This is a genomic window from Roseixanthobacter liquoris, assembly GCF_043195135.2.
GTDB lineage: Bacteria > Pseudomonadota > Alphaproteobacteria > Rhizobiales > Xanthobacteraceae > NCEH01.
In genome coordinates this window covers 1,776,542-1,800,931 of the sequence record NZ_CM195537.1, presented here as the reverse complement: position 1 = coordinate 1,800,931, position 24,390 = coordinate 1,776,542, and the positions used below count along the sequence as shown (strand labels likewise).

Below are 24,390 nucleotides of genomic sequence, written 5' to 3'. Positions count from 1 at the left end.
GCATGCCGCCCTTTTTTGATGTGCCGCCCCGCTCGCGCGCGGGGCAAGTGTGGACAAAGACCGGGGCCTCTGATATGAGAGCGCTCCTTCCGGCAGAGACGGTCCGGCGTGAGAGCGCCCCTCCTGCTTCCGGATATGTTTTTCAGACCAGTGCAAGTTCGCTCGGCGCAACAGCTCGAAGAGGCAACACGTGCAAGTTCTCGTCCGCGATAATAATGTCGATCAGGCCCTCAAGGCGCTCAAGAAGAAGATGCAGCGTGAGGGGATCTTCCGCGAGATGAAGCTGCGTGGGCACTATGAGAAGCCGTCCGAGAAGCGGGCCCGCGAAGAGGCGGAAGCCGTTCGCCGCGCCCGCAAGCTGGCCCGCAAGCGCGCCCAGCGCGAAGGCCTGATCCCCAGCAAGCCCCGCCCCACCCGCTGAGCGGGTCTCCAGCCGCCCATGCGGCTGGTGAGGCATTGAGCTGAAGCGACACCTGCGTGGCCCCCGCCGCGCGGGTTTTTTGCGTTTACGCGCCGGCCCGCTCATGTTCGGGGCCGCGCGGGCGGCAAAGAAAAACGCCGGCCCCAGGGGACCGGCGTTCTGTCTTGGATCGACCCGCGATTCGGATCAGCGCGGCTCGCACAAGCCGATCAGCCCGGCCACGACGGCGAATCCCGCGATCAGCGCGCACACGCCGAGCCAGCCGCCGCTCGCATAGGCGATCCCGCTCAGGGATGCGCCGATGGCGCCGCCGATGAAGAAGATGCCGGAGAACAAGCCGTTCATGCGGCCGCGGGCCGCCGGGCGGATCATGTTGATCGCCCGCCGCCCCAGCGTCTGGTCGCCGACGCAGCCCATGTCGAGCACCAGCCCCGCCACCACCAGGAGAGCCAGCGGCACGCCGAACGCGCCGTCCTGCGCCAGCCATCCGGCCAGCGCGGCAATCCCCGCGCCGGCCAGCATGGCGACATGGGCGATATGGGTGCCGCCCTTGGTCCAGCCCCGGTCGCCCGCGCGGCCGGCAATGGGGGCGATGATGACGGTGCCGCAGCCGGCCAGGGCGAACAGGGCCACCTGGCTCTGCGAGAGCGAGAAGGGCGCCTGCGCGAGTCGCAGGGCGACCATGGTCCAGAAGGCGCTGAAGGCCGCCATGCCGAGGGCGGCGGTGGTGGCCCGGCGCCGCAGCACCGGTTCTTCCCGCAGCAGCGTCAGGAGGGACGCGAGCAGCGCGCGATAGCTCTCCTGCGAGCGCGGGGGATGATCCGGCAGGCGCAGCGCCAGCACCACCGACAGCACCGTGGTGGCCCCGGCGGTCATGAGGAAGAAGCCGCGCCAGCCGGCGAAATCGGAGATCAGCCCGGCAAGCGGACGGGCGAGCAGGATGCCCGCCATCACCCCGGCCATGATGTTGCCCACCACCTTGCCGCGCTCGTGTTCCGGCGCCATGGAGGCGGCGAGCGGCACCAGCACCTGTACGGCGCTGGACCCGACGCCGACCGCGAAAGCCGCGCCGAAGGCGGCGAGTGCGGTCGCCGCGCCGGCAAGCGCGAGCCGCGCGGCGATGCCGAGCCCAAGCATCAGCAGCGCCAGCCGTCGGGCTTCCATGCGATCCGCCAGGGGCACGATGAACAGAAGGCCGGCGGCGTAGCCGAGCAGCGCCAGGGTCGCCACCAGGCTGGCGAGCCCTTCGCCGATGGCGAGGCTGTCGCGCATGGCACCCACCAGCGGCTGGGTCGCGGTGATGTCCGAGATCAGCAGGCCGGCGGCGATGGCGAACAACAAGGTCGGCGGCGCCCCCTTTGCCGCCGCGAGCGGGGCGAGGGGAGCGGTGGTGGAGCATGGCGCGCTGTCTGCGGCCGGAACGTCTGTCATGGGAAATCCCGCGAATGGAGTTGGCGGGACTTTATGTGCACACCTATTTATGCGACAATTGAATTAAGATGATTTTCAATATGCGCATCTCGCATTAGACAGACGCACCATGAACATACGCGATCTTGAAGCCTTCCTGGCCGTGGTGGAAACCGGCTCCATCGTCGCCGCCTCCGGGCGGCTGAATCTGACCCAGCCCGGCGTCACCCGCCGCGTCCAGGCGTTGGAGGAGGCGCTCGGCGCGGTGCTGCTGGATCGCCAGGCGAAGCCGCTGAAACCCACGCGGGCGGGCCGCGACGCCTATGAGATGGGGCGCCACGTGGTGGGCGCCGTGGCGGATCTGAAGGCCCGCCTTGCCCCGACCGGCGCGGTGGAGGGCGAGTTCCGCTTCGGCGTGACCCCGTTCCTGTCGGAAATGGCCCTTGCCGAGCCGCTGGACCATTTGCGCGCCGCCTTTCCCCGCATCGTGCCGCGCGTCTCCAGCGACTGGAGCGGCACGCTCATCGATCTGGTGAATTCAAGCGCCCTCGATGCCGCCTGCCTTTCGCTCGCCTCCCATGTGGCGCCGCCGGAGGGCCTGGTGGCGCTGCCGCTCGGCAGCCTCGCGGTGGAAGTGGTGGCGAGCCGGCATTTCACCTTTCCCGCCTCGACGCGCCTGGTCGATCTTTCCGCCTATCCCTGGGTGCTGAGCCAGCGGGGGTGCGATTTCCGCCGCGTCCTGAAGCGCACGTTCGAAAATGCCCGCCTGCCGTTCGAAGTGGCGGCGGAGGCGGTGTCCTCGGAATTGCGGCTGTCGCTTGTGGCGCGCGGCGTCGGCATCGGCTTCGCCACGCCGGCCATGCTGGCGGGAAGCCGGCACCGCGACCAGTTGCAGAGCGTTGCCCTGGTGGATTTCGCCCCGCAAATGGATGCGTGGCTGGTGCACGCGCCGCACCAGCGGCGGCTCGTGCCGGCCATGGAGCATCTGGCGCACCACCTCACAAAGGCGATATCAACATCGGCCTCTCGCAGTCGCAACACAGACGCGAGAGATTTGCTAGAAGACGAATATCGGCTCGCGTGACGGCGCCCTGGGCCGTTAACTGGAGGTCCCCATGGTAGCCCGCGTCATCACGGTCGAACCGTTCGACATCATCGTGTTCGGAGCGACCGGCGACCTCGCGAAACGCAAGCTTCTTCCGGCCCTTTACGAACGCGACCTCGCCGGCCAGTTGCCGGACGACGCCCGCATCATCGGCGTCTCGCGCCGCCCCATGACCCGCGCCGCGTTCCAGGATTTCGCCCGTGATTCGGTGGAGGATCGCGACGGCATCGACCAGATCGAACGCCGGCAGCTCGATCGCTTCCTCGATCGGGTCGATTACGTGGAAGTGGACGCGGTGTCCGACGAGGGGTGGGACGCGCTCGCCGCCTTGCTCGCCCCCGGCGCCGACAAGGTGCGCGTGTTCTATCTCGCGGTCGGTCCCGACCTGTTCGACGACATCTGCGCCCGCATCGGCGCGCACCATCTCGTCACGCCCACGACCCGCGTGGTGGTGGAAAAGCCGGTGGGCAAGGACCTCGCCTCGGCCCATGCGGTGAATGAGGCCGTGGGCCGGGTGTTCCGCGAGGAAGCGGTGTTCCGCATCGACCATTATCTCGGCAAGGAGACGGTGCAGAACCTGATGGCGCTGCGCTTCGCCAACGCCCTGTTCGAGCCGGTGTGGAACCATGCCCATATCGACCACGTGCAGATCACGGTCGCCGAAAGCCTCGGGGTCGCCGGCCGCGCGGGCTATTACGACACCGCCGGCGCGCTGCGCGACATGGTGCAGAACCACATGCTCCAATTGCTCTGCCTGGTGGCCATGGAGCCGCCGGTCAACATGGACGCGGACGCGGTGCGCGACGAGAAGCTGAAGGTGCTGAAAGCGCTGGAGCCGATCGACGAAAGCAATGTGGCGGCGCTCACCGTGCGCGGCCAGTATCGCGCCGGCGCCTCCTCCGGCGGGGCGGTGCCGGGCTATCTCGACGAACTCGGCTCCAACACCAGCCAGACCGAAACCTTCGTCGCCCTGAAGGCGGAAATCGGCAATTGGCGCTGGGCCGGCGTGCCCTTCTACCTGCGCACCGGAAAGCGGCTCGCGAGCCGGGTGTCGGAGATCGTCGTGGCCTTCCGCCCGATCCCCCATTCGGTGTTCGACGCGCAGGCGGGCCCGATCGTGGCGAACCATCTGGTCATCCGCCTCCAGCCCGACGAGGGCGTGAAGCTGTGGCTGATGATCAAGGATCCCGGCCCCGGCGGCATGCGCCTCCAGCATGTGCCGCTCGACATGAGCTTCGCCGAGGCGTTCGGCGTGCGGAACCCGGACGCCTACGAGCGGCTTCTCATGGATGTGGTGCGGGGCAACCAGACCCTGTTCATGCGCCGCGACGAAGTGGAAGCCGCATGGAAATGGATCGATCCAATCCTGGACGCCTGGCGCAATCTGCGCGAGGCGCCCCGGTCCTACACCGCCGGCACCTGGGGGCCCTCCGCCGCGATCGCCCTGATCGAGCGGGACGGCCGCACCTGGATGGACGATGCCTGAGGGTGGCAGACGCGACCTGCTCCCTCCCCCCTTGAGGGGAGGGTTGGGGTGGGGGGTATGGCGCCGCCTGGACCCCCAACCTCAGAACCAAGTGGAGAGATACCCCCCACCCTGCCCTCCCCCTCAAGGGGGAGGGTAAGCTACGGTGGGATCGCCGTGGGACTGGACGCATATGACTATCGCGCTCGCCGCCTATCCCGACCCCGACGCCCTTGCCCGGGCGCTCGCCGCCCATGTGGCGGAGGCCCTGCGCGCACGGGCGGCGCGGGAGGGCGCGGCGAGCCTCGCGGTGTCCGGCGGGCGTACCCCCACGCGCTTCTTCGAGACCCTGTCGAACGCTCCCATCGACTGGCCGCGCATCACCGTGACCCTGGTGGATGAGCGCTGGGTGCCGGAGACCTCCGAGCGCTCCAATGCCGCCTTGGTGCGCCGGCATCTCCTGAAGAATGCGGCGGCTTCCGCCCGCTTCCTGCCGCTCTATACCGGCGCCCCTTCCCCTGAGGAGGGATTGGCAGCCGCGGAGCGCGCGGCGGAGGGGTTGCCCCTGCCCTTTGCCGCTGTGGTGCTCGGCATGGGGGATGACGGCCACACCGCCTCCTTCTTTCCCCATGCGGAAGCCCTGCCCGCGGCCATCGATCCCAAGACCTCCGCTTTGCTCGCCGCGGTGCGCGCGGAGGCGGCGGGCGAGCCGCGCATCACCTTCACCCTGCCGCCGCTTCTCGCCGCCGACGCGCTGTTCCTGCACATCGAGGGCGCCGGCAAGCGCGCGGTGCTGGAGGCGGCGTGCGCGGAGGGACCGGCCGAGGCCCTGCCCATCCGCGCCGTGCTGCGCGCCCGCGCCCCGCTCGACGTGCTGTGGTGCCCCTGACGGAGATCCGACCATGACCGATGCCCCTGCTGCCGCGTCCGGGACCGAAGCCGAAGCCCTCTGGCAGGCGCTGAGCGCCGCCGAAGCCCGCGCCGCCGGCACGCCCCTGGCGGATCTGTTCGCCGACCCGAACCGCTTCACCCGCTTTTCCGCCAGCGCCGGCGACCTGCTGCTGGACTTCTCCAAGACCGCGCTGACGGACGAGACCCTGGACCTGCTGCTCCAGCTCGCGCGCGCCACGGGGGTCGAGGCGCGGCGCGAAGCCATGTTCACCGGCGCGCGCATCAATTCCACCGAGCAGCGCTCCGTGCTCCACGTGGCCCTGCGCGACGGCGGCCCCGAGCCGCTCGAAATCGATGGCACGGACGTGAAGGGCCAGGTGCGCGAAACCCTCGGCCGGCTGTTCGCCTTCGCCGACGCGGTGCGCGCCGGCACCATCGCCGGCCATCGCGGGCCGGTCTTCACCGATGTCGTGAACATCGGCATCGGCGGCTCGGACCTCGGCCCGGTGATGGCGACGCTCGCGCTCGCGCCCTATCACGACGGGCCGCGCCTGCATTTCGTCTCCAATGTGGACGGCGCCCATCTCAGCGACGTGTTGAAGCCGCTCACGCCCGCCACGACCTTGTTCATCATCGCCTCGAAGACCTTCACCACCATCGAGACCATGACGAACGCCGCCTCGGCCCGCGCCTGGATCGCCGCGGCGCTGGGCGAGGAGGCGGTGGGGCATCATTTCGCGGCCGTCTCCACCGCCCTGGACAAGGTCAGCGCCTTCGGCATCTCGGCGGAGCACACGTTCGGCTTCTGGGACTGGGTGGGCGGGCGCTATTCCCTGTGGTCGGCCATCGGCCTGCCCGTGATGATCGCCATCGGCTCCGCCGCGTTCGGCGATTTCCTCGCCGGCGGGGCGGCCATGGACGATCATTTCCGCCACGCGCCGCTGGAAGAAAACCTGCCGGTGCTCCTGGCCCTGGCGGGCGTGTGGCATCGCGACGTCTGCGGCTATGCCAGCCGGGCGGTCATTCCCTATGACCAGCACCTCGCCCGCTTTCCGGCCTATCTCCAGCAATTGGACATGGAGAGCAACGGCAAGAGCGTGACGCGGGACGGCGCCCCGGTCGCGCGGCCGACGGGCCCGGTGGTGTGGGGCGAGCCGGGCACCAACGGCCAGCACGCCTTCTTCCAGCTGCTCCACCAGGGCACCGACGTGGTGCCGGTGGAATTCCTCATCGCCGCCCAGGGGCACGAACCGGCGCTCCAGGCCCATCACGACCTGCTGATCGCCAATTGCCTCGCCCAGTCGGAAGCGCTGCTGCGCGGGCGGTCGCTGGCGCAGGTGGAGGCGCAATTGCGCGCCGGGGGCATGGGCGAAGCGCGGGTCGCGGAACTCGCGCCCCACAAGGTGTTCCCCGGCAACCGCCCCTCGGTGACGCTGGCCTATACCCTGCTCGACCCGTTCACCCTGGGGCGCCTGATCGCGCTCTATGAGCATCGCGTGTTCACGGAAGCCGCGATCTGGGGAATCAACGCCTTCGACCAATGGGGCGTGGAGCTGGGAAAGGAAATGGCCACGGCCCTGTTGCCGGCGGTGAAGGGCGGCGCGGCGCCCGGGGGAACCTCGGGCTCGACCGCGGGGCTCATCTCGCACTTGCGAAATCTTTCAGCCAACTAGGGCGGTCGACGGCCCATTATTGCTGCCATGCAGCAATGAGGGGGACCTCTGCGTATTATGTATACCACAGCCGGGACGAATTAGGTCAGTATGGCATCCGGATGAGGACAGGGGCACTCAAGCGATCGCCCCCGGTTCCTCGCAACGCGCGGCGCGCCCGCCACGCCTGGAGGCTAAAATGACCGCATTCGACTTCGTTGCCCTCGCCATCCTCGGCATCGCCGTCACCGGCGCCGTGATCGGCTTCAGCAATCCCAAGAGCTTCATGGCTGCGGCCGGCGGCCCCGGCATGCCCGCCGAGCTGGCCCTGATGGAACAGGACCAGGTCCGCACGGCCGGCACCCTGTTCGGCGGCGACAAGGACAAGCAGGGCAGCGAGCCTGCCGTCGCGTCCTTCCCCCGCGGCTTCTGATCCGACGCCGTTGTCAACGAAAAGGCAGGCGCTGACGCCTGCCTTCGCAAGGTGCATTCCCGTCCCGTCCCGACGCCCCGAACGGGACGTCGGCCAGGGAAAGGGGCTCGGTGAGCGAGAAAGGCTCAGTGAGCGACCTGGGCCGCCTTGGCTTCCGCCGCCGTCGCCAGCTTGGCATCGGCAACGAAGCGGGCGCGCATGGGCTTGAGCACGAACAGCGCCATCAGCGCCGCCAGGGCATTCACGCCGGCGGTGATGAGGAACACCAGATCCCAATTGCCGAGCTGCGCCACGGCGACGCTCGCGATCGGGACCACCAGCGAGGCCGTGCCCTTGGCGGTATAGAGGAAGCCGGCATTGGTGGTGGCGAACTTGGAACCGAACGTGTCGCCGCAGGTCGCCGGGAACAGAGAATAGATCTCGCCCCAGGCGAAGAAGACGAGGCCGGTCAGCAGCACGAAGGCCACCGGGTTCGAGCCGAAATGGCCGAGCGCGAGCACGCCGACGGCTTCGAGCGAGAACGCGATGAACATGGTGTTCTCGCGGCCGATATTATCCGACACCCAGCCGAAGAACGGACGGGTGAGGCCGTTCAGCACGCGGTCGATGGACAGCGCGAAGGTCAGCGCCGGAAGGGTGATGCCCATCAGGCTCACCGGAATGCCGGCGATGTTGAAGTCCTTGGCGATGGAGCCGAGCTGCGCCGTCGCCATCAGGCCGCCGGCGGCAACCAGCACGAACATCGCATACATGACCCAGAACACCGGGGCCTTGAGCATCTGGCCGGGGCCGTAGTCGCGGCGGCTCTGCGTGGCGGCCTTATTGGTGACCGGCGGGAGCTGGCCGGGCTTGGGCGCCTGAAGGAAGATCGACAGCGCCATCACGACCGCGCCCTGGAACAGGCCGAACACGAGGAAGGTCTGCTGATAGCCCTGCGACGCGATCATCGCGGCGATCGGGATGATGGTGATCGCCGAGCCGGCGCCGAAGCCGGCGGCGGTGATGCCGGCGGCAAGGCCGCGGCGATCGGGGAACCATTTCAGCGCCGAACCGACGCAGGTGCCGTAGACCGCGCCCGCGCCGATGCCGCCGATGGCCGCCGCGACGTAAAGCAGGGCCAGCGTATCGGCCATGGAGTTCAGGACCCAACCGAGGCCGCACAGGAAGCCGCCGATGAGCACGACGATGCGCGGGCCGTACTTGTCCACGAACCAGCCCTCGATCGGGACCAGCCAGGTCTCGGTCAGGACGAAGATGGTGAAGGCGACCTGAATGGCCGCACGGCCCCACTGGTGCTTGTCGTTGATGGGCTCGACGAACAGCGTCCAGCCATATTGCAGGTTGGCGATCATCGACATGCAGATCACGCCGATAACCAGCTGCATCCAGCGCCCGCCAATGGGCCCCTTCTGCACAGACTCAACAGACGGCATTTCCTACCCTTCCCTATTGGGGTCATCGAATTCGAGTCGATGAACGGCCCGTGACGGTCGCCATTCTTGATGGTGGCGGGCTCGTTTTGAGCGGCCCGCTGCGAACCAGGCTCGAATGTTCGATGCAAAATACTGTATGCAACATGTAATTTTCGGTAATGTAACAGCTACCGCCCCTCTGAAAATGTAGATTTTCAGTCGAAAAATGGGGCGAGATGCGCTAGGGCGGAAAATATATTCGACGCTGTACGAAGTGATTTTCGCTTCAATACAATATATGGCGTGCTTTATCCGCCATTTCGCGCGATCTTCATCTTGCCATTACAAGTATGCGCATGCGCGATACAGATACAATTAAAATCGACGTCCGCCGCCGTAGGCGCCGCGCGGGGAACCGGAGTCAAAAAAAAGGCCCTGGCAGAGCCAGGGCCTCAAGGGGCCGCCCAAAGGCGGCAGAGGGCTGTTTGATCAGGCGCCGACCGGAGCCTGAAGCGTCGCGCGGGCGGCCGCATCCGCGTTCATCTGGTGATGCTTTTTCAGCATCGGCCGCAGAACGAAGAGGGCCATGAAGGCGGCGGTCAGATCCATGATCGCAACGGTATAGAGAACCGTGGACCAGCTGCCGGTCGCTTCCATCAAAATATTTGCAAACGGCACGAGAAGCGCGGCCACACCCTTGGCGCAGTAAAGAACGCCATAGATTTTGCCCACGTGTGCGCTACCGAACGTGTCCGCGGCAGTTGCCGAGAACAGGGAATACACTTCGCCCCAGGCCAGGAACACCACGCCCGAGAGGAAAATGAAGGCCCACGGATTGTGGCCGAACGCGCCGAGCGCGACGATTCCGATGCCTTCCATCGCAAAAGCGAAGAACATCGTCTTTTCGCGGCCGATATGGTCCGAAACCCAGCCGAACAGCGGCCTGGACACGCCATTCAGGATACGGTCGAGCATCAAGGCGAACGGCAGCGCCGCCATGGCGAAGAAGTAGAGATTGACCTCGACCTTCTTGACCCCGAGATCTTCCGCGATCACGCCCAATTGCGCCACCGCCATCAGACCACCGGTGACGGTGCAGATAAACATGGTGAGCATGACGTAGAACACCGGCGTGCGAAGGGCTTCGCCGAGCGTATAGTCGCGACGGCTCTGCGCCACGCTGGACGAGAACGTCACTTCGCCCTTCTTGGGAGCCCGCAAAAAGCCGGCCGCAAGCAGGATGATCGCGCCCTGGATCAGGCCGAACAGGAAGAAGGTCTCCGAATAACCGGAGGTCTTCAGCATGTTGGCGATCGGGATGATGGTGAGCACGGTGCCCGAGCCATAGCCCGCCGCCGTCAGGCCGACCGCGAGGCCGCGCTTGTCCGGGAACCATTTCAGCGCGCTGTTGATGCAGGTCGCATAGACGCAGCCGACGCCGATGCCGCCGATCGCCGCGCCGATATAAAAGCCGGTCAGCGAGGTGGCATAGGAATTCACGATCCAGGACAGACCGGTGAAGAAGCCGCCGACGAACACCACGGTCCGCGGGCCGTACTTGTCGATGAAATAGCCTTCGATCGGGGTGAGCCAGGTCTGGACGACCACGAACACCGTGAAGGCGACCTGAATCGACGCCCGGCTCCAGCCGTGCGCATTTTGAATTTCCGGGACGAACAAGGTCCAAGAATACTGAATATTAGCCGCAGCAACCATGCAGACGACGCCGGCAATCAATTGCAGCCAGCGGTTTGTCGTCACAATGGCGGTGCCACCTGACTCCGACGATCCCATTTTCCTACCCTTTTCACGTCATTCTCTTCTTATTTTATGAGATGAACCGCCCCACCCTTGGGCCCTCTTAGGGCGGCATGTTGACGGATTACACGACGCCGGTGGCGCGCATAGTCGCGAGTTCTTCGGCACTGAAGCCGACCCAGGAGAGCACCTCTTCCGTGTGCTCGCCAAGCAGGGGCGCCCGCTCCACCGGCACGTCGTTTTCCGACAGGCGGATGGGGGAGGCGACGGTCACATAGGTCCCACGCTCGGGATGGGGGACCTCCACGAGAAAGCCGCGGTCGTAGAGCGCGCGGTCTTCCATGATGTCCTTGGTGGAGAGGATGGGGCCGCAGGGCACGTCGATCGCCTGCAAGGCCTTCATCACCTCGAATTTCGTGCGCTGGCGCGTCCAGGCCTCGATCAGCTCGAAGCACGCGTCGATGCGCTGCGCGCGCGCCTCGTGGCTGGCAAAGCGCTGGTCGTCGATCAGGTCCTTGCGGCCGATCAGGCGCATCAGCGGCGCCCAGCCCTGGGGCTGGATGATGACGTAGCAATAATCATTCTCGCCGCCGGGCGCGCAGCGCAGTGCCGCTCCGGGCTGGCCGCCACCCGAGGCATTGCCGGCGCGCGGCACGCTCTCGGTCGCGGGCGCGCCGGGATATTCGGTGAGCGGGCCGCTGGCGAGGCGCTGCTGGTCGCGCAGCTTCACGCGCAGCAGGTTCATCACGCAATCCTGCATGGCCACGTCCACCCGCTGGCCGCGCCCGGTGACGGTGCGCTGAAACAAGGCGGCGAGGATGCCGGCCACGCAATGGATGCCGGTGCCTGTGTCGCCCACCTGGACGCTCGCGGCGGTCGGCGGGCCGGAGCGCCAGCCGGTGGTGCTCATGGCGCCCCCCATGGCCTGGGCAATGGTCTCGTAAGCCTTTGCCTCCAGGCCGCTTTCTTCCGCGAAACCCTTGATGGAGGCGTAGATGATGCGGGGATTGATGGCCTCGATACGCTCCCAGGAGAAGCCCTGGCGCTCCAGAACCCCGGCGCCGAAATTCTCCACCATCACGTCGCACCGCTCGATCAGGCGGACCAGGGCGTCCTGCCCCTGCTGCGACTTGATGTTGAGGGTGACGCTGCGCTTGTTGGCGTTGAGCATCGTGAAATAGAGGCTGTCGACATTGGATTTGTCGCGCAACTGCGTGCGCGTAATGTCGCCACGGCGCGGCATCTCGACCTTGATCACATCGGCGCCGAGCCAGGCCAGCAACTGGGTTGCCGACGGACCGGACTGCACGTGCGTCATGTCGAGCACGCGCACACCATCAAGTGCCTTGCTCATGCCAAACCCCTGGAACCATCCCGACCACTTTTGCGATGCCGATCTGTGCCGGCTTGCAGCAGCACATCATCATGCGTCATGCGAGATATGCCGTCTATTGAATTTCGTATGCCAAATACAGAAATATCACTGTCACCGTGCCGTCGCAAACGGTTTGCGGCGCTCACATCGAAAAACTGTAGGACAGGCTTCCTGCACGCGCGCCGCAGCCGCGACGCGCCTTATTCCAGCGCCTTGAAAGCCGCTCAGCGCAGAGCGGAAAGGCCCGCCATCAGGCCGGTGTCGGCCTGCTCGGCATGGGTGTGGACTTCTTCCTCATGCAAGTAATGGCGCATCAGATCGGTGGCGCTGATCACGCCCACCAGATTGTGCTCCACCATCACCGGCAGATGGCGCACCTGGTGTTCATTCATGAGGCGCAGCGCGGTGGCGATGGAATCGCCGAGCTCACACGAGATCACCGCGCGCTTCAGCAGCGCCGCCACGGTGACGTTCGGCGTATTGGCCCCGTGTTCCACCAGCGCGCGGGTCACGTCGCGCTCGGAAAACACGCCGACCACCGTATTGCCCTCGGTCCGGCAAACGTCCTTGACGACGACGCTGGAGATATTCTCCCGCTTCATCACCATGGCGGCGGTCGCCACGGTCTCGTTCATCCGCACGGTGACGATGCGGGTGTCGCGCTTCTCGCGCAGGATGTCATCGACGGTAATCATCAGCTGTTTCCTCACCTTGTGCGCCCACGGTTTGCCCGCGGTTGTCGAAGGCTTCGGCCACCGCCCTTCCCCGACGGAAAAACTGCGGCCGCATCATGGATCCTATGCTGGTATGCAAAATACCCAGTGTCAATAAGCGATGCGGAATCACTCCAGACTGCCTGCGCTGCACTGCAACAGAACCGAGTGCGACTCTTGGCTTTGCCGGCATTACTTGCCGAAAGCTATATTCGATGCCATCACAGTATGATGTATTTCGCCCGCCGGGCGGGCGGGGCGTGGCGGGCCGCGCGCAGCGCAGTCGGGGCAAGGGGTGAGATGACGTACCAGGACATCAACGTGAAGCCGATCGAGACCGAATCGAGCTTCCGCATGAAGGCATACAAGGCGCTTAAGGCGGCCATCATGGAGATGGACATCTATAGCCACGCCGAGGAGATCCGGCTGGAAGAACGCCAGCTCTCGGAAAAGCTCGGCGTCTCGCGCACCCCCATCCGCGAAGCCATGACGCTGCTGGAACAGGAAGGTTATGTGCGCTCGGTGCCCCGGCGCGGCATCTTCGTGGTGCGCAAGACCAAGCAGGAAATCCTGGAGATGATCACGGTCTGGGCCGCGCTTGAAGGCATGGCCGCCCGCCTCGCCTGCCAGCACGCCTCGGACGCCGAGATCCGCATGCTGCGCGAGAATGTCCGCGCCTTCGCCGATCGCAATCCGGAAGAATTCGTCTCCGAATATTCCGCCGCCAACCTCGCCTTCCACCGCCAGATCATCCGCATGTCCGGCTGCCAGCTGATCGCCGACACGACGGACAGCCTGTTCCCCCACATGCGCGGCGTCCGCAAGGTGACGATCGCGCAGGACCACCGCGCCCAGCGCTCCATCGTCGATCACACCCGCATCGTCGAGGCGATCGAGAAGCGCGACGGCGATCTGGCCGAGCGCCTCGTGCGCGAGCACACGCTCGGCATCGCCAAGCATGTGGAAGCGCACGGGGATTTTCTCGACTGAGGGTACGCCGCCGGCCCACGGCGTGAATTGCGCTCCCCCTTCGGGAGGAGCGCCATAAGGTTCAGGCCGCCTTGTTCTTTGCCATCAGTTCGACGAAGCGATCGAACAGATAATGGCTGTCCTGCGGGCCGGGGCTCGCCTCGGGATGATATTGCACCGAGAACACCGGCTTGTCGGCGAGCGAGAGCCCGGCATTCGAGCCGTCGAACAGGGAGACGTGGGTCTCCACCGCGTTTTCGGGCAGGCTCTCGCGATCCACAGCGAAGCCGTGGTTCATGGAGGTGATCTCCACCTTGCCCGTGGTCAGGTCCTTCACCGGGTGGTTCGCCCCGTGGTGGCCCTGGTGCATCTTCACCGTGCGACCGCCCACGGCGAGGCCGATCATCTGGTGGCCGAGGCAGATGCCGAAGGTCGGCACGTCGCGCGCGATCAGTTCGCGGATCACCGGCACCGCATATTCCCCGGTCGCCGCCGGATCGCCCGGGCCGTTGGAGAGGAACACGCCGTCGGGCTTGAGCGCCATCACCTCGTCCGCCGTGGTGGTGGCCGGAACCACCGTCACCAGGCAGCCGGCGCGGGCGAGCAGGCGCAGGATGTTGCGCTTCACGCCGTAATCGATGGCCACCACGTGGAACTTGCCCTCCGTGCGGGTGCCGAAGCCCGTGTTCCACTGCCAGGGCGTCTCGTCCCATTCGAAGCGCTGCACCGAGGTGACGCCGGGCACGAGGTCCATGCCTTCCAGGCCGGGCCAGGCGCGCGCCTTCTCCTTCAACGCCGGAATGTCGAACACCCCGTCGGGCGCATGGGCGATGACGCCGTTCGGCATGCCCGTGTCGCGGATCAGGGCGGTCAGCGCGCGGGTATCGATGCCGCTGATGCCGGCGATGCCGCGTGCCTTCAGCCATTGGTCGAGGCCGCGCGTGGCGCGGTAATTGGACGGGTCGCTCACCGCGGTGCGCAGCACCACGCCGCGCACGCCGGAGGCCGAGGCCATGGACACCGTTTCGATGTCCTCCTCGTTGGTCCCCACATTGCCGATGTGCGGAAAGGTGAAGGTGATGATCTGGCCGGAATAGGAGGGGTCCGTGAGGATTTCCTCATAGCCGGTGATGGCGGTGTTGAAGCACACCTCGCCAACACCCTCTCCCACAGCGCCGAGGCCGAAGCCTTCGAGCACGGTGCCATCGGCGAGCACGAGAAGCGCGGTCGGCTTCGGCTCGGCCCAGCCTTCGGCCGGGACGTTTGCGTGATCTTGTTCCTGCGTCATGGCTCGCCTAGATAATGAGTCACGCGCCGCACTTCCAGTGCTTCGCGCACGTTTGCCCGCCATTCCGCTCGGGATTTTTCCAGTTTCGCGGTATATGCGGGGTCGAGGGTGCGCATTTTGCCCACCGGCCGCGTTCAACCGGCGCCGCAGACCGCTGGCCCCGCGCCGCCGGTCCGGGCGAGGTAGGCCCGGCAAGGTGGGCCGGGCGCCGGACGGCGCGAACGTGCGCCGCAACACAGTTTCAAGAGGACAGACATTGCTTCGCGACGACATCAACACCGCCCTTAAGGATGCGATGAAGGCCCACGACAAGGTGCGCCTTTCCACGTTGCGCCTGGTCAACGCCGCGCTGAAGGATCGCGACATCGAAGCGCGCGGCCTCGGCAAGGACCCGCTGAGCGATGATGATCTGCGCGCCCTGCTGGCCAAGATGGTGAAGCAGCGCGAGGAAAGTGCGCGGATCTACACCGAGAACGGCCGCCCCGAGCTTGCCGAGCAGGAACGGGCGGAAATCGCCGTGATCCAGGACTTCCTGCCGCGCCAGCTCGGCGAAGCGGAAACCCGCGCCATCATCGCCGCCGTGGTCACCGAGATCGAGGCCAAGGGCATCAAGGACATGGGCCGCACCATGGCCGTGTTGAAGGAGCGCCACGCCGGCGCTATCGACTTCGGCAAGGCCTCCGCCTGGGTGAAGGACGCGCTGACGGCGGCGTGAGCGATCGCGCCCGGCACAATCGCGGGGGCTTGCGCAAAGGAGCGCAGCGCCTGTGGACAGCGGGGATGGTTAGCCAGCCGGCGTTACTTTCTTGGAGGTGGCGCTGCGCCGGCGGCCCGCGGCCTTGGCTTGGTTGACATAAGACTTCAAGACGGCATTGATACGCCTCTGATATCCTTCTCCCCCCGCCTTAAAGAAAGCCAACACATCCTCATCAAGACGGATGGAGATCGCCATTTTCTTGACGGGTATAACCATCTCCGCCTTCGACCAATCGATATCCAGCAAGCCTTCCCAATCTGAATCGGAGCGCGCAGCGGCCTCGATCTCATCATCGGTCATCGCATTGATGCGGTCCCAATCGACCTCGACAGGCAACTTCGCGACTTCTTCAGGGGTATAACGCACGATATTGCTTTTCTTCGCTTTTCCGCGCGCGCCGGACGGAGATAATGCGGATTGCTTGCCCTCGCTGGAGATGGATGACCGCGAAGAGTCTGCCGCTAATTTCGATGATGCTGACATATCGTTCCTCTCCCGACTGTGCCGAAAGAAAGGTCAATCGCCGATTTGCAGCCAGAACCACGGCGGCTTGGGCAAAGCCAATGCCGTGCTTGGCAACGTTCTTTTCGTTCTTCGCCTCGTCCCATTCGAAACAGACGTCGGACATTGTTCAAGGCCCCCGCTTTTAAGGATGTTTTCACATTTGCGATCTCCTTCCTTCGGCGCATTAAACGACGCCGATAGCCAATCTGTATATACAAACGTAATTTGTCAAGATCAGCTTTATCGTGCTAAGCAGGCCCATGCGCTTTCCGCCCTCATTCCTCGATGAGATCCGCGCACGGCTTCCCGTGTCGGAAGTGGTGGGGCGACGCGTCAAGCTGAAGAAGCAGGGGCGCGAGTTCGCCGGCCTCTCGCCCTTCAACGCGGAAAAGACGCCCTCATTTTTCGTCAATGACCAGAAGGGCTTCTACCATTGCTTCTCGTCCGGGAAGCATGGCGACGTGTTCGACTTCCTGATGGAGACCGAGGGCCTGCCGTTCGCCGAGGCGGTCGAGCGGCTCGCCTCCATGGCCGGCCTCGCCCTGCCGCAGGTGACGCCGGAAGCTGCCGCGAAGGAAGAGCGCCGCCGCTCCCTGCACGACGTGATGGCGCTCGCCGCCCGTTATTTCGAGGATAATCTCCAGGCCCGCGCCGGGGCGAAGGCGCGCGGCTATCTCGCCGACCGGGATCTTGGCCCCACCACCCAGAAGCGCTTCCACCTCGGCTATGCCGCGCCCGAGCGCTATGCGCTGAAGGAAGCGCTCGGCAAGGCGGGCGTGAGCGTCGCCGACATGGTGGAAACCGGCCTGCTGATCTCCGGCGACGATATTCCCGTCCCCTATGACCGCTTCCGCGACCGGGTGATGTTTCCCATCACCGACCTCAAGGGGCGGGTGGTGGCGTTCGGCGGGCGGGCGCTGGAAAAGGACGTGGCGGCGAAATATCTCAACTCGCCGGAGACCGTCCTCTTCCATAAGGGATCGTTGCTCTACAACGGTTTTTCCGCGCGCGCGGCCGTCCATAAGGGCGCGCGGGTGATCGCGGTGGAAGGCTATGTGGACGTGATCGCCATGGTGGAGGCGGGGTTCGAGGGCACCGTCGCCCCGCTCGGCACCGCGCTCACCGAGGACCAGTTGCAATTGCTCTGGCGCATGGCCGAGGAACCGGTGCTGCTGTTCGACGGCGACAAGGCCGGGCGGCGCGCGGCGTTCCGCGCCATCGATCTCGCCCTGCCCCATCTCAAGCCCGGCCGCAGCCTCTCCTTCGGCATGCTCCCCGAGGGCCAGGACCCGGACGATCTCATCCGCCGCAGCGGCCGCGAAGCGATGGAGGCGGTGCTGGCCCGCGCCGAGCCGCTCGCCTCCATGCTTTGGGCGCGCGAGCTGGAAGGCGCCAATCTGGAGACCCCCGAGCGCCGCGCCGCGCTCGAGGCCCGCATCGGCGAGGTGGTCTCCACCATCGCCGACGAGAATGTGCGCCGGCATTATCGCCAGGATTTGAACGAGCGGCTGAAGCGCCTGCTCTCTCCGCCGCGGGAAGCACGGGGTTTCGTCGCGGCCGGCCGGGCACGCAACCCGGATATGCGCGGCGCGCGGTTCAAGCCGCGCGAGGAGCCCCTCGTGGTGCGCGGCGGCGGGGAATTGTCCCGCACCTCGCTCATTCGCGGCCCTCTCTCCTCCCTGCCGCGGGGCGAGGCGTTGCTTTTGTTCTGCCTGCTCAACCATCCCTGGCTGATGGACGAGAATGGCGAGGAAATCGCCGAACTGCCGTTCGCCAACGCCGATGCGGACACCCTGCGGCGCGCCCTGCTCGATGCCCATATGGAGGGCAAGGCCGGTGATTCGCTGAGCCTTGCCCATGAGCTGGAGAAAATGGGCGTCGAGGCACTCATCCGGCGCGCCAAAGCCGTCGCCAACCCCAGAATGGACTGGCCAGCTTATCCTGATACCGGGCACGAGGATGTGAGGCTCTGGTGGAGCCAGTGTACGGCCTTGCATCGCAAGGCTTACGCGTTATCTAGAGAATTGAGGGAGGCTGAACGCTCTCTGGGAGACGACCCGAGCGAAGCCAATTTCGCATGGCTGCGCGATGTGCGGGAACGTCTCTCGGCCGTGGAGGGAACCGAAGCCCTGGTCGAGGGGTTCGGCGCGTCGTCCGGACGCGGCTCTGCACGGTCGGTGTGATTCACCAAGCGTGGCCCTTTCTTGCCGCAGTGTGGTGCGCTGCGCAAATGGAACCTTCCGCTTTCACAGGCGGTCCGGTTCAGGCTGATTTAACGGGACGGCCCTAGGGTCGCCCACGCGATGTTAAGGGTAGGCGGCGAAATCCTTGCGGGATTGCGTCGCCGTTTCGCCGTGGAACACACGCGGCGACTTGTCAGGAGATGTCCATGGCGAAGCAGGCGACCGAAGCGACCGAAGCGCCGGAGAAGGAGAACGACAGCCCCGACGGGCCGTTGCTCGACCTGTCGGACGCGGCCGTTCGGAAAATGATCAAGAACGCCAAGCGCCGCGGCTATGTGACCTATGAGCAGCTCAACGAAGTGATGCCGTCCGAGGAAGTGACCTCCGAGCAGATCGAGGACACGCTCGCGATGCTCAACGACATGGGAATCAATGTCGTCGAGGCGGAAGAGGCTGCCGAGGAAGAGCAGGCGGAAGAAGCCGAAGCCGCCGACGAGCCGGAAGAGGTCGAAGGCGGCGAGCTGACCGAGGCGGCCCCGCGTGCCGTCGCCCGCTCGGAGAGCAAGTCCGAGCCGGCGGAACGCACGGACGATCCCGTGCGCATGTATCTGCGCGAGATGGGCACGGTGGAGCTGCTGTCGCGCGAGGGCGAAATCGCCATCGCCAAGCGCATCGAGGCCGGCCGCGAGGCGATGATCGCCGGCCTGTGCGAGAGCCCGCTGACCTTCCAGGCCATCATCATCTGGCGCGATGAGCTGACCGAAGGCCGCGTGCTGCTGCGCGACATCATCGATCTCGAAGCCACCTATGCCGGCCCGGAAGGCAAGAACGTGCCGCCGGCGGTCATGGAAGGCGAGACCGCGCTTGCCCCGGAGGCCGGCGAGGACGGCCTGCTGGGCGACGGCGCCTCCCCCGGCGACGACGAGGACGACATGGAGAATTCCCTGTCGCTCGCCGCCATGGAGACCGAGATCAAGCCGAAGGTCGTGGAGACCTTCGACCGCATCGCCGACAGCTACAAGAAGCTGCGGCGCCTGCAGGACCAGAACGTCGAATCCCGGCTCAACAACGAGACCTTGTCCCCCGCCCAGGAGCGCAAGGCCAAGAAGCTCAAGGAAGAGCTGGTCCTCGACGTGAAGTCGCTCTCCCTCAACCAGGCGCGCATCGACGCCCTGGTGGAGCAGCTCTACGAGATCAACAAGCGCCTTGTCGGCCTCGAAGGCCGCCTGCTGCGCCTCGCCGAGAGCTATGGCGTGCTGCGCGAGGACTTCCTCAAGCAGTATCAGGGCTATGAGCTGGACCCGAAATGGGTGCTGCGGGTCTCCAAGCTCGGCTCGAAGGGCTGGAAGGGCTTCGTCGCCCACGAGAAGGACGGCATCAAGGACCTGCGCGGGGAGATCCACGCGCTCGCCACCGAGACGGCGCTCGAGATCGCGGAATTCCGCAAGATCGTGCAGATGGTCCAGAAGGGCGAGAAGGAAGCCCGCCAGGCCAAGAAGGAAATGGTCGAAGCGAACCTGCGCCTCGTCATCTCCATCGCCAAGAAATACACGAACCGCGGCCTGCAATTCCTGGACCTGATCCAGGAAGGCAATATCGGCCTCATGAAGGCGGTCGACAAGTTCGAGTATCGGCGCGGCTATAAGTTCTCGACCTATGCCACCTGGTGGATTCGCCAGGCGATCACCCGTTCGATCGCCGACCAGGCGCGCACCATCCGCATCCCGGTGCACATGATCGAGACGATCAACAAGATCGTGCGCACCTCGCGCCAGATGCTGCACGAGATCGGCCGCGAGCCGACCCCGGAAGAGCTGGCCGAGAAGCTCGGCATGCCGCTGGAAAAGGTCCGCAAGGTCCTGAAGATCGCCAAGGAGCCGATCTCCCTCGAAACGCCCATCGGCGACGAGGAGGACAGCCATCTCGGCGATTTCATCGAGGACAAGAACGCGATCCTGCCCATCGACGCGGCGATCCAGTCGAATCTTCGGGAAACCACCACCCGCGTGCTCGCCTCGCTCACCCCGCGCGAGGAACGCGTGCTGCGCATGCGCTTTGGCATCGGCATGAACACCGATCACACCCTGGAAGAGGTGGGCCAGCAGTTCAGCGTCACGCGCGAACGCATCCGCCAGATCGAGGCGAAGGCCCTGCGCAAGCTCAAGCACCCCAGCCGCTCGCGCAAGCTGCGCTCGTTCCTGGACAATTGAGCCGGGCGCGCGCCCGCCGCCAACCCACGAAAAAAGGCCCGGCAGCACGCCGGGCATTTTTTGTTCCCCTTCGACGCCTTTGCCGACCGGTCCGCCAAAATCGGCAAGGCCCGCCGGTCAGGACTTCGCCTTGCCGGTATAGGCATCCGCCCACGCGAGCACGGCTGCGAACAGGACGAAGGCGGCAACGATTGCGGAAATAACGACGGCGACATCAGCAGGCATGGCACGTTTCCCTTCCTGCAACGGAAGCTAAGCCGTCCCGTCCTCCCCGCTTTGATCTGCCGCAAAACCAGCCGCTGCGGCCATGTGCGGACAGCCCCGCCGTCCCGCACGAAAAGCGCCCTCTAGAAGCGCCAGGTGAAATTCCCCTTCACCGCATTCTCGGTGACATTCGAGCCGATCTGGCCGTTGTAGGAGATGCCGAGGTCCACGGTTGCGCCGAGCTTGGCGCTCAGCCCGGCGCCGACCACCAGCGCGTCTTCGGCCAGCGGCGCGCCAGCGACGGTGAAGGGCACCGACGACCCGGTGAACGTCATGGTCGTGGTGGGCGCCAGATCGTCGAACGCATGCTGCCAGCCGAGCGTCCCCGTCAAGGTGAGGGCCGGGGCGGCTCCGAGCCGAAGCTCGGTGGAGCCGCGCACGCCGAGCACGGTGCTGAAGGTGTCGAAGCTGGCATCCAGCCCCGAGAGCATGGCCGCACCCAGGCTTTCCGTGAAGCCGTCGGTCGACTGGGCGACGTAGGAGAAGCCGGCGAACGGCTCCAGCACCGACGCCTTCCCAAGGGCGGGCAGCGCAAAGTCGTAGCCGAGTTCGCCGAACAATTGGCCGGTACGCCCGGCATAGCCGGCGCTGTAGCCCTGGGCGAAGCCCGGCAGCACCACCGAGCGGCTGGTGGAAATGTCATGCCAGGAATAGGCCGCGCCGAGGCGCACTGCCCAGGCTCCCGCCGCGCTCGCGCCGAAGCTGCGGCCGGCATAGAGCGCGAGGTCGTACGTGTCGCTGGACCCGTTGGAGGGCACGGTGTCGAGGTCGAACGTGCTCTGGCCGAAGCCCGCCGCGAGGCCGATGCGCCAGTCGGCCCACGCGCCGTCGAGCCCGATCAGGAAGCCGCCGATGGAGCTGGAATAGCCCGAGGCGTTGGCATTGCCGTCATTGTCGCCCCACCCGCCATAGGCCTGGGCCCATAAGGTGGCACCGAGCGAACCGAGCGCGGCCGTGGTGGGCGCGTCGCCGACGACGGTCCCGGATGTCGCCTGCCGCAGGCGGCCGGAAATCGCGTCCCGCACATAGCTCGATTGGGCCTGGAGCACGCTCTGGGCCGTGGCATGCACTTCGCCGGACAGGGCGGTCAAGGCGGCGGGCGCCGCGCCGGCGCTCAGCATGGCGAGCGTAGGCATGAGGGGCGAAGAGGCCTGAAGGCTGTCGGCGGCAAACGCGGTGGCCGCCTGGTTGGGCGTCTGCGCGAAAGTGGCGAACGACACCGCGCTGCGCCCGAGGGTTGCCACGAGATCGCCGTTCGACACCGAGAAGCCCGCGCCGAGGAAGGGATAGAGCGCGCCGGCGGTCCCAAACTCGGGATCTGCGGCTAAGACGAAGCTGCCGGAAATGCTCGCGGCGCTGATGAGCGTATAGCTGGCGCCATATTGCGGCACGAAACCGGCGCCCGGCTTGAGGTGGATCTGCGCGCCATCGGAAATCACGGCCCCGCCCACCAGGATCTGATCCGAGATGCCGTTGGCGCCGAGCTCCATCAGCAGCGTGGAGCCAGAGGCAAAGGCAGCGTTGTTGGCCACCAGGATCTTGCCGATGGAATTGCCGGGGGAGACGGTGGACCCACTCTGGGCGAGCAGGTTCGTCACCGTGCCGCTGCCGGAATGGGTGCCGGTCACGATCACGGTGCCGTTCAGCGTGCCGTTGTTATTAAAGGTGCCGTTATTGATGATGTCGGCATTGATGATGCCGGTATTGATGATGGTGCCGTTGTTCACCAACAGGCCCTGCTGAAGGGTGTAGTCTTGGTCACTCAACGACTGGTAGCGCGTGACCGGGGTCTGGGGCGCACCAGTGCCGCTGGCAGAAATCGTGCCGGATCCCGAAACAGAGCCGGGACTCTTACCCTGCGACGCCGTGGTTGCCGAGAATGAACCGGCATTGGTGAGCGTGGCGCCTTTGCCGACACTATAGCCGCCGGTGCCGGTGCCGCTGCTATCGAGCACCGTATAGGACAAGAAACCGGCGTCCTTCGCGATACTCAAAGAACCGGAATAGACCGCGCCCGTCCCGCCGTCGTTCAACACCGTGATGCCGCCGGTCACCGCCAGCGATCCGACGTGCGTGATGTTGCCGTTCAGATAGATGGTACCGCCGGCGAGGGTGAGAACCTCGCTGCCAGTGAAGCCAGAGATCGGGGCGTTGAAGGTGGCCACGCCGGTGGTCGAGACGGTGCTCGGCCCCATCAGCAGCACCGGCAAATCAGTGGCGAAAGCCTGGGAGAGATTGAGAGTGCCCTGGGCGGCGATGATTTGCTTCACGCTCGCATTGGTCTGCGTGCTGAAATTATTGGCGGCAATGCCGATGAAACCGCCGTCGGCGTCATAGAGCACATTGAAGCCGGCATAGGTGTGCAGGCTCGAATTCACGAACTGGCTGGCGGGATTGTACAGATTGATCACGCCCGGCACTTGGGGATTGCCGGTGTCGCCCGCGGTGATGGTGTAGGTGGCGCTGCCGCCGACAAAGGAGATCCCAACCGTGGTGTTCGCCGGCGCCACGCCATCCGGCGCTCCGGGCACTTCGACGAAGGCGTCGGTCACGCCGGTATCCATAAGCAGTGTGCCGGTGCCGGATACGGTGCTGCTGCCCGGCACCTGGATCGTCACCTGCGCCTGCACCGCCTGCCAATTGTTGGGGCCGCCGGCCGCGGAGGGGTTCGCCAGGGCCAATTGGCCATAGGCGAAGGCCGCGGTGGAGGTATTGCCTGCTGTTAAGCCGAGTTCCACCTCGGTGGGGGTGATGATGTAGCCGCGGCGGACCGTGCCATCATTCATGCCCGTTATGTTGAGGAACGGATTGTAGATCGAGGACGTGGTGGGCTCGCCGTTCAGGACCTTGATTGCTTGGGTCGTGTTCGACACGTCGATGGTTCCCGCGCCCATCGTATTGCGATCGAAACCGACCCCCATCATCAGCGCACCGGCGCAATTGACGCCGGTGGTGCAGTTCGGGGTGGCGGTCACGGAATTGGGGTTCGCGACCGTGACACTCCCCGGAGGGCAGCCGTTCGCGCTATCGGGATTGAGGCACTGGCTGTGGGTCACGACCAGAATGGGCATCGTGTCCGTGGTGACCGTCGCGGCCTGGGGTAACCAATAGCCCTCCGATTTGGTGCCGGTGAACGAAACCGTGGCATTGGTGAAATAGCCGGTCAGCAGCACGTCCGTGCTGTTGTAAAAGACCCAGCCCAAAGTGCCGTTCGAAGCCGGAATCGGCTGGTTCTTGTTGATGAAGTCCTGGGTTCCGACCGCAATGCCGGTCGAGCCGGTGTCAAGCGTCGGATAGAAGGCGGGGCCGCCATTGATGGACATGGCGACCGTGAGCGACTGTCCGGGTTTGCCGGCGGCGGCATTGGCCAAGGCCTGGCTGAGATCATTGGCATAAGGCACGCTGTAGGACGTGCGGTAACCGTCATACAGCGTCCAACCGGTCTGCGCGGCGGCGAAACCTGTGCTCGCGACAAGAATAGCAATCGTCAGGCGAACAGAGGCGAACAGGCCCCTCCACCGCACGTCCGGAAACTGCACGAGACGCTCCCCCAGGCCCAGCGTATCCGCGATGGACGCTA

The 24,390-nt window shown here is 65.7% G+C and carries 19 protein-coding genes; 10 read left to right on the top strand and 9 right to left on the bottom strand.

Annotated features, from left to right (window positions below; genetic code table 11):
* The first annotated feature begins 190 nt into the window (after positions 1-190).
* Positions 191-421 carry a 30S ribosomal protein S21 gene (rpsU, locus tag V5F84_RS07960; protein ID WP_348847404.1) on the top strand — a complete coding sequence of 77 codons (231 nt, stop codon included), beginning with the start codon at positions 191-193 and terminating at the stop codon, positions 419-421.
* Between the two features lie 186 nt (positions 422-607).
* On the opposite strand, the gene V5F84_RS07955 is transcribed toward rpsU, so the two are convergent.
* Entirely contained in the window at positions 608-1,852 is a 1,245-nt protein-coding gene (locus tag V5F84_RS07955) for an MFS transporter (RefSeq protein ID WP_394044139.1), read from the bottom strand.
* Positions 1,853-1,961: 109 nt separating this feature from the next.
* Here V5F84_RS07955 and V5F84_RS07950 point away from each other — a divergent pair, with 109 nt between their 5' ends.
* The 5 genes from V5F84_RS07950 to V5F84_RS07930 all read left to right on the top strand — a co-directional run bounded on the left by V5F84_RS07950 (position 1,962) and on the right by V5F84_RS07930 (position 7,377).
* Positions 1,962-2,915, top strand: coding sequence for a LysR family transcriptional regulator (locus V5F84_RS07950; protein ID WP_394044140.1), 954 nt, complete (start codon positions 1,962-1,964; stop codon positions 2,913-2,915).
* Positions 2,916-2,946: 31 nt separating this feature from the next.
* Complete coding sequence (gene zwf / locus V5F84_RS07945) at positions 2,947-4,422, top strand: glucose-6-phosphate dehydrogenase (protein ID WP_394044141.1); 1,476 nt, start codon at positions 2,947-2,949, stop codon at positions 4,420-4,422.
* Positions 4,423-4,594: 172 nt separating this feature from the next.
* On the top strand, positions 4,595-5,290 hold the full coding sequence (gene pgl, locus V5F84_RS07940) for a 6-phosphogluconolactonase (RefSeq protein ID WP_394044142.1): 696 nt from the start codon (positions 4,595-4,597) through the stop codon (positions 5,288-5,290).
* 13 nt (positions 5,291-5,303) lie between these two features.
* Positions 5,304-6,965 (top strand): glucose-6-phosphate isomerase, encoded by a 1,662-nt coding sequence (gene pgi / locus V5F84_RS07935; RefSeq protein ID WP_394044143.1) that lies wholly within the window; start codon positions 5,304-5,306, stop codon positions 6,963-6,965.
* Between the two features lie 178 nt (positions 6,966-7,143).
* Positions 7,144-7,377, top strand: coding sequence for a hypothetical protein (locus V5F84_RS07930; RefSeq protein ID WP_394044144.1), 234 nt, complete (start codon positions 7,144-7,146; stop codon positions 7,375-7,377).
* A 125-nt stretch (positions 7,378-7,502) separates the two neighbouring features.
* Here V5F84_RS07930 and oxlT (V5F84_RS07925) read toward each other — a convergent pair whose 3' ends face one another.
* From oxlT (V5F84_RS07925) to V5F84_RS07910, 4 genes are all read right to left on the bottom strand, one after another.
* Positions 7,503-8,810 carry an oxalate/formate MFS antiporter gene (gene oxlT, locus V5F84_RS07925; protein ID WP_509277182.1) on the bottom strand — a complete coding sequence of 436 codons (1,308 nt, stop codon included), beginning with the start codon at positions 8,808-8,810 and terminating at the stop codon, positions 7,503-7,505.
* 468 nt (positions 8,811-9,278) lie between these two features.
* Positions 9,279-10,583, bottom strand: coding sequence for an oxalate/formate MFS antiporter (gene oxlT, locus V5F84_RS07920; protein ID WP_394044146.1), 1,305 nt, complete (start codon positions 10,581-10,583; stop codon positions 9,279-9,281).
* An 88-nt stretch (positions 10,584-10,671) separates the two neighbouring features.
* Positions 10,672-11,901, bottom strand: coding sequence for a formyl-CoA transferase (gene frc / locus V5F84_RS07915; RefSeq protein ID WP_394044147.1), 1,230 nt, complete (start codon positions 11,899-11,901; stop codon positions 10,672-10,674).
* Between the two features lie 245 nt (positions 11,902-12,146).
* Positions 12,147-12,617: a CBS domain-containing protein gene (locus V5F84_RS07910; protein ID WP_394044148.1), complete on the bottom strand. Its 471-nt coding sequence runs from the start codon at positions 12,615-12,617 to the stop codon at positions 12,147-12,149.
* Between the two features lie 318 nt (positions 12,618-12,935).
* Here V5F84_RS07910 and V5F84_RS07905 point away from each other — a divergent pair, with 318 nt between their 5' ends.
* A complete protein-coding gene (locus tag V5F84_RS07905; protein WP_348847416.1) occupies positions 12,936-13,625 on the top strand; it encodes a GntR family transcriptional regulator in 690 nt (229 codons plus the stop codon).
* A 61-nt stretch (positions 13,626-13,686) separates the two neighbouring features.
* Here V5F84_RS07905 and carA read toward each other — a convergent pair whose 3' ends face one another.
* The gene (carA, locus tag V5F84_RS07900) at positions 13,687-14,892 is read right to left on the bottom strand and encodes a glutamine-hydrolyzing carbamoyl-phosphate synthase small subunit (protein ID WP_394044149.1); all 1,206 of its coding nucleotides are present in this window, start codon (positions 14,890-14,892) and stop codon (positions 13,687-13,689) included.
* 256 nt (positions 14,893-15,148) lie between these two features.
* Here carA and V5F84_RS07895 point away from each other — a divergent pair, with 256 nt between their 5' ends.
* On the top strand, positions 15,149-15,607 hold the full coding sequence (locus tag V5F84_RS07895) for a GatB/YqeY domain-containing protein (RefSeq protein ID WP_394044150.1): 459 nt from the start codon (positions 15,149-15,151) through the stop codon (positions 15,605-15,607).
* 69 nt (positions 15,608-15,676) lie between these two features.
* On the opposite strand, the gene V5F84_RS07890 is transcribed toward V5F84_RS07895, so the two are convergent.
* Together V5F84_RS07890 and V5F84_RS07885 are read right to left on the bottom strand one after the other, a co-directional pair.
* A complete protein-coding gene (locus V5F84_RS07890; protein WP_394044151.1) occupies positions 15,677-16,015 on the bottom strand; it encodes a BrnA antitoxin family protein in 339 nt (112 codons plus the stop codon).
* Complete coding sequence (locus V5F84_RS07885; protein ID WP_394044152.1) at positions 15,999-16,277, bottom strand: BrnT family toxin; 279 nt, start codon at positions 16,275-16,277, stop codon at positions 15,999-16,001. Before V5F84_RS07885 ends, V5F84_RS07890 begins: the two co-directional genes overlap by 17 nt.
* A 136-nt stretch (positions 16,278-16,413) precedes the next feature.
* Here V5F84_RS07885 and dnaG point away from each other — a divergent pair, with 136 nt between their 5' ends.
* Together dnaG and rpoD are read left to right on the top strand one after the other, a co-directional pair.
* Positions 16,414-18,336, top strand: a complete 1,923-nt coding sequence (gene dnaG, locus V5F84_RS07880) for a DNA primase (protein ID WP_394044153.1) — start codon at positions 16,414-16,416, stop codon at positions 18,334-18,336.
* 206 nt (positions 18,337-18,542) lie between these two features.
* On the top strand, positions 18,543-20,546 hold the full coding sequence (gene rpoD / locus V5F84_RS07875) for an RNA polymerase sigma factor RpoD (protein WP_394044154.1): 2,004 nt from the start codon (positions 18,543-18,545) through the stop codon (positions 20,544-20,546).
* A 347-nt stretch (positions 20,547-20,893) separates the two neighbouring features.
* Here rpoD and V5F84_RS07870 read toward each other — a convergent pair whose 3' ends face one another.
* Complete coding sequence (locus V5F84_RS07870) at positions 20,894-24,349, bottom strand: autotransporter family protein (RefSeq protein ID WP_394044155.1); 3,456 nt, start codon at positions 24,347-24,349, stop codon at positions 20,894-20,896.
* Positions 24,350-24,390 lie beyond the last annotated feature (41 nt).

Coding starts and splice junctions, on each gene's coding strand:
- pgl (WP_394044142.1), top strand. CDS start 4,595: ATGACTATCGCGCTCGCCGCCTATCCCGACCCCGACGCCCTTGCCCGG.
- rpoD (WP_394044154.1), top strand. CDS start 18,543: ATGGCGAAGCAGGCGACCGAAGCGACCGAAGCGCCGGAGAAGGAGAAC.
- V5F84_RS07905 (WP_348847416.1), top strand. CDS start 12,936: ATGACGTACCAGGACATCAACGTGAAGCCGATCGAGACCGAATCGAGC.
- V5F84_RS07950 (WP_394044140.1), top strand. CDS start 1,962: ATGAACATACGCGATCTTGAAGCCTTCCTGGCCGTGGTGGAAACCGGC.
- oxlT (WP_509277182.1), bottom strand. CDS start 8,810: ATGCCGTCTGTTGAGTCTGTGCAGAAGGGGCCCATTGGCGGGCGCTGG.
- dnaG (WP_394044153.1), top strand. CDS start 16,414: ATGCGCTTTCCGCCCTCATTCCTCGATGAGATCCGCGCACGGCTTCCC.
- oxlT (WP_394044146.1), bottom strand. CDS start 10,583: ATGGGATCGTCGGAGTCAGGTGGCACCGCCATTGTGACGACAAACCGC.
- carA (WP_394044149.1), bottom strand. CDS start 14,892: ATGACGCAGGAACAAGATCACGCAAACGTCCCGGCCGAAGGCTGGGCC.
- frc (WP_394044147.1), bottom strand. CDS start 11,901: ATGAGCAAGGCACTTGATGGTGTGCGCGTGCTCGACATGACGCACGTG.
- V5F84_RS07955 (WP_394044139.1), bottom strand. CDS start 1,852: ATGACAGACGTTCCGGCCGCAGACAGCGCGCCATGCTCCACCACCGCT.
- V5F84_RS07930 (WP_394044144.1), top strand. CDS start 7,144: ATGACCGCATTCGACTTCGTTGCCCTCGCCATCCTCGGCATCGCCGTC.
- pgi (WP_394044143.1), top strand. CDS start 5,304: ATGACCGATGCCCCTGCTGCCGCGTCCGGGACCGAAGCCGAAGCCCTC.
- zwf (WP_394044141.1), top strand. CDS start 2,947: ATGGTAGCCCGCGTCATCACGGTCGAACCGTTCGACATCATCGTGTTC.
- V5F84_RS07885 (WP_394044152.1), bottom strand. CDS start 16,277: ATGTCCGACGTCTGTTTCGAATGGGACGAGGCGAAGAACGAAAAGAAC.
- V5F84_RS07910 (WP_394044148.1), bottom strand. CDS start 12,617: ATGATTACCGTCGATGACATCCTGCGCGAGAAGCGCGACACCCGCATC.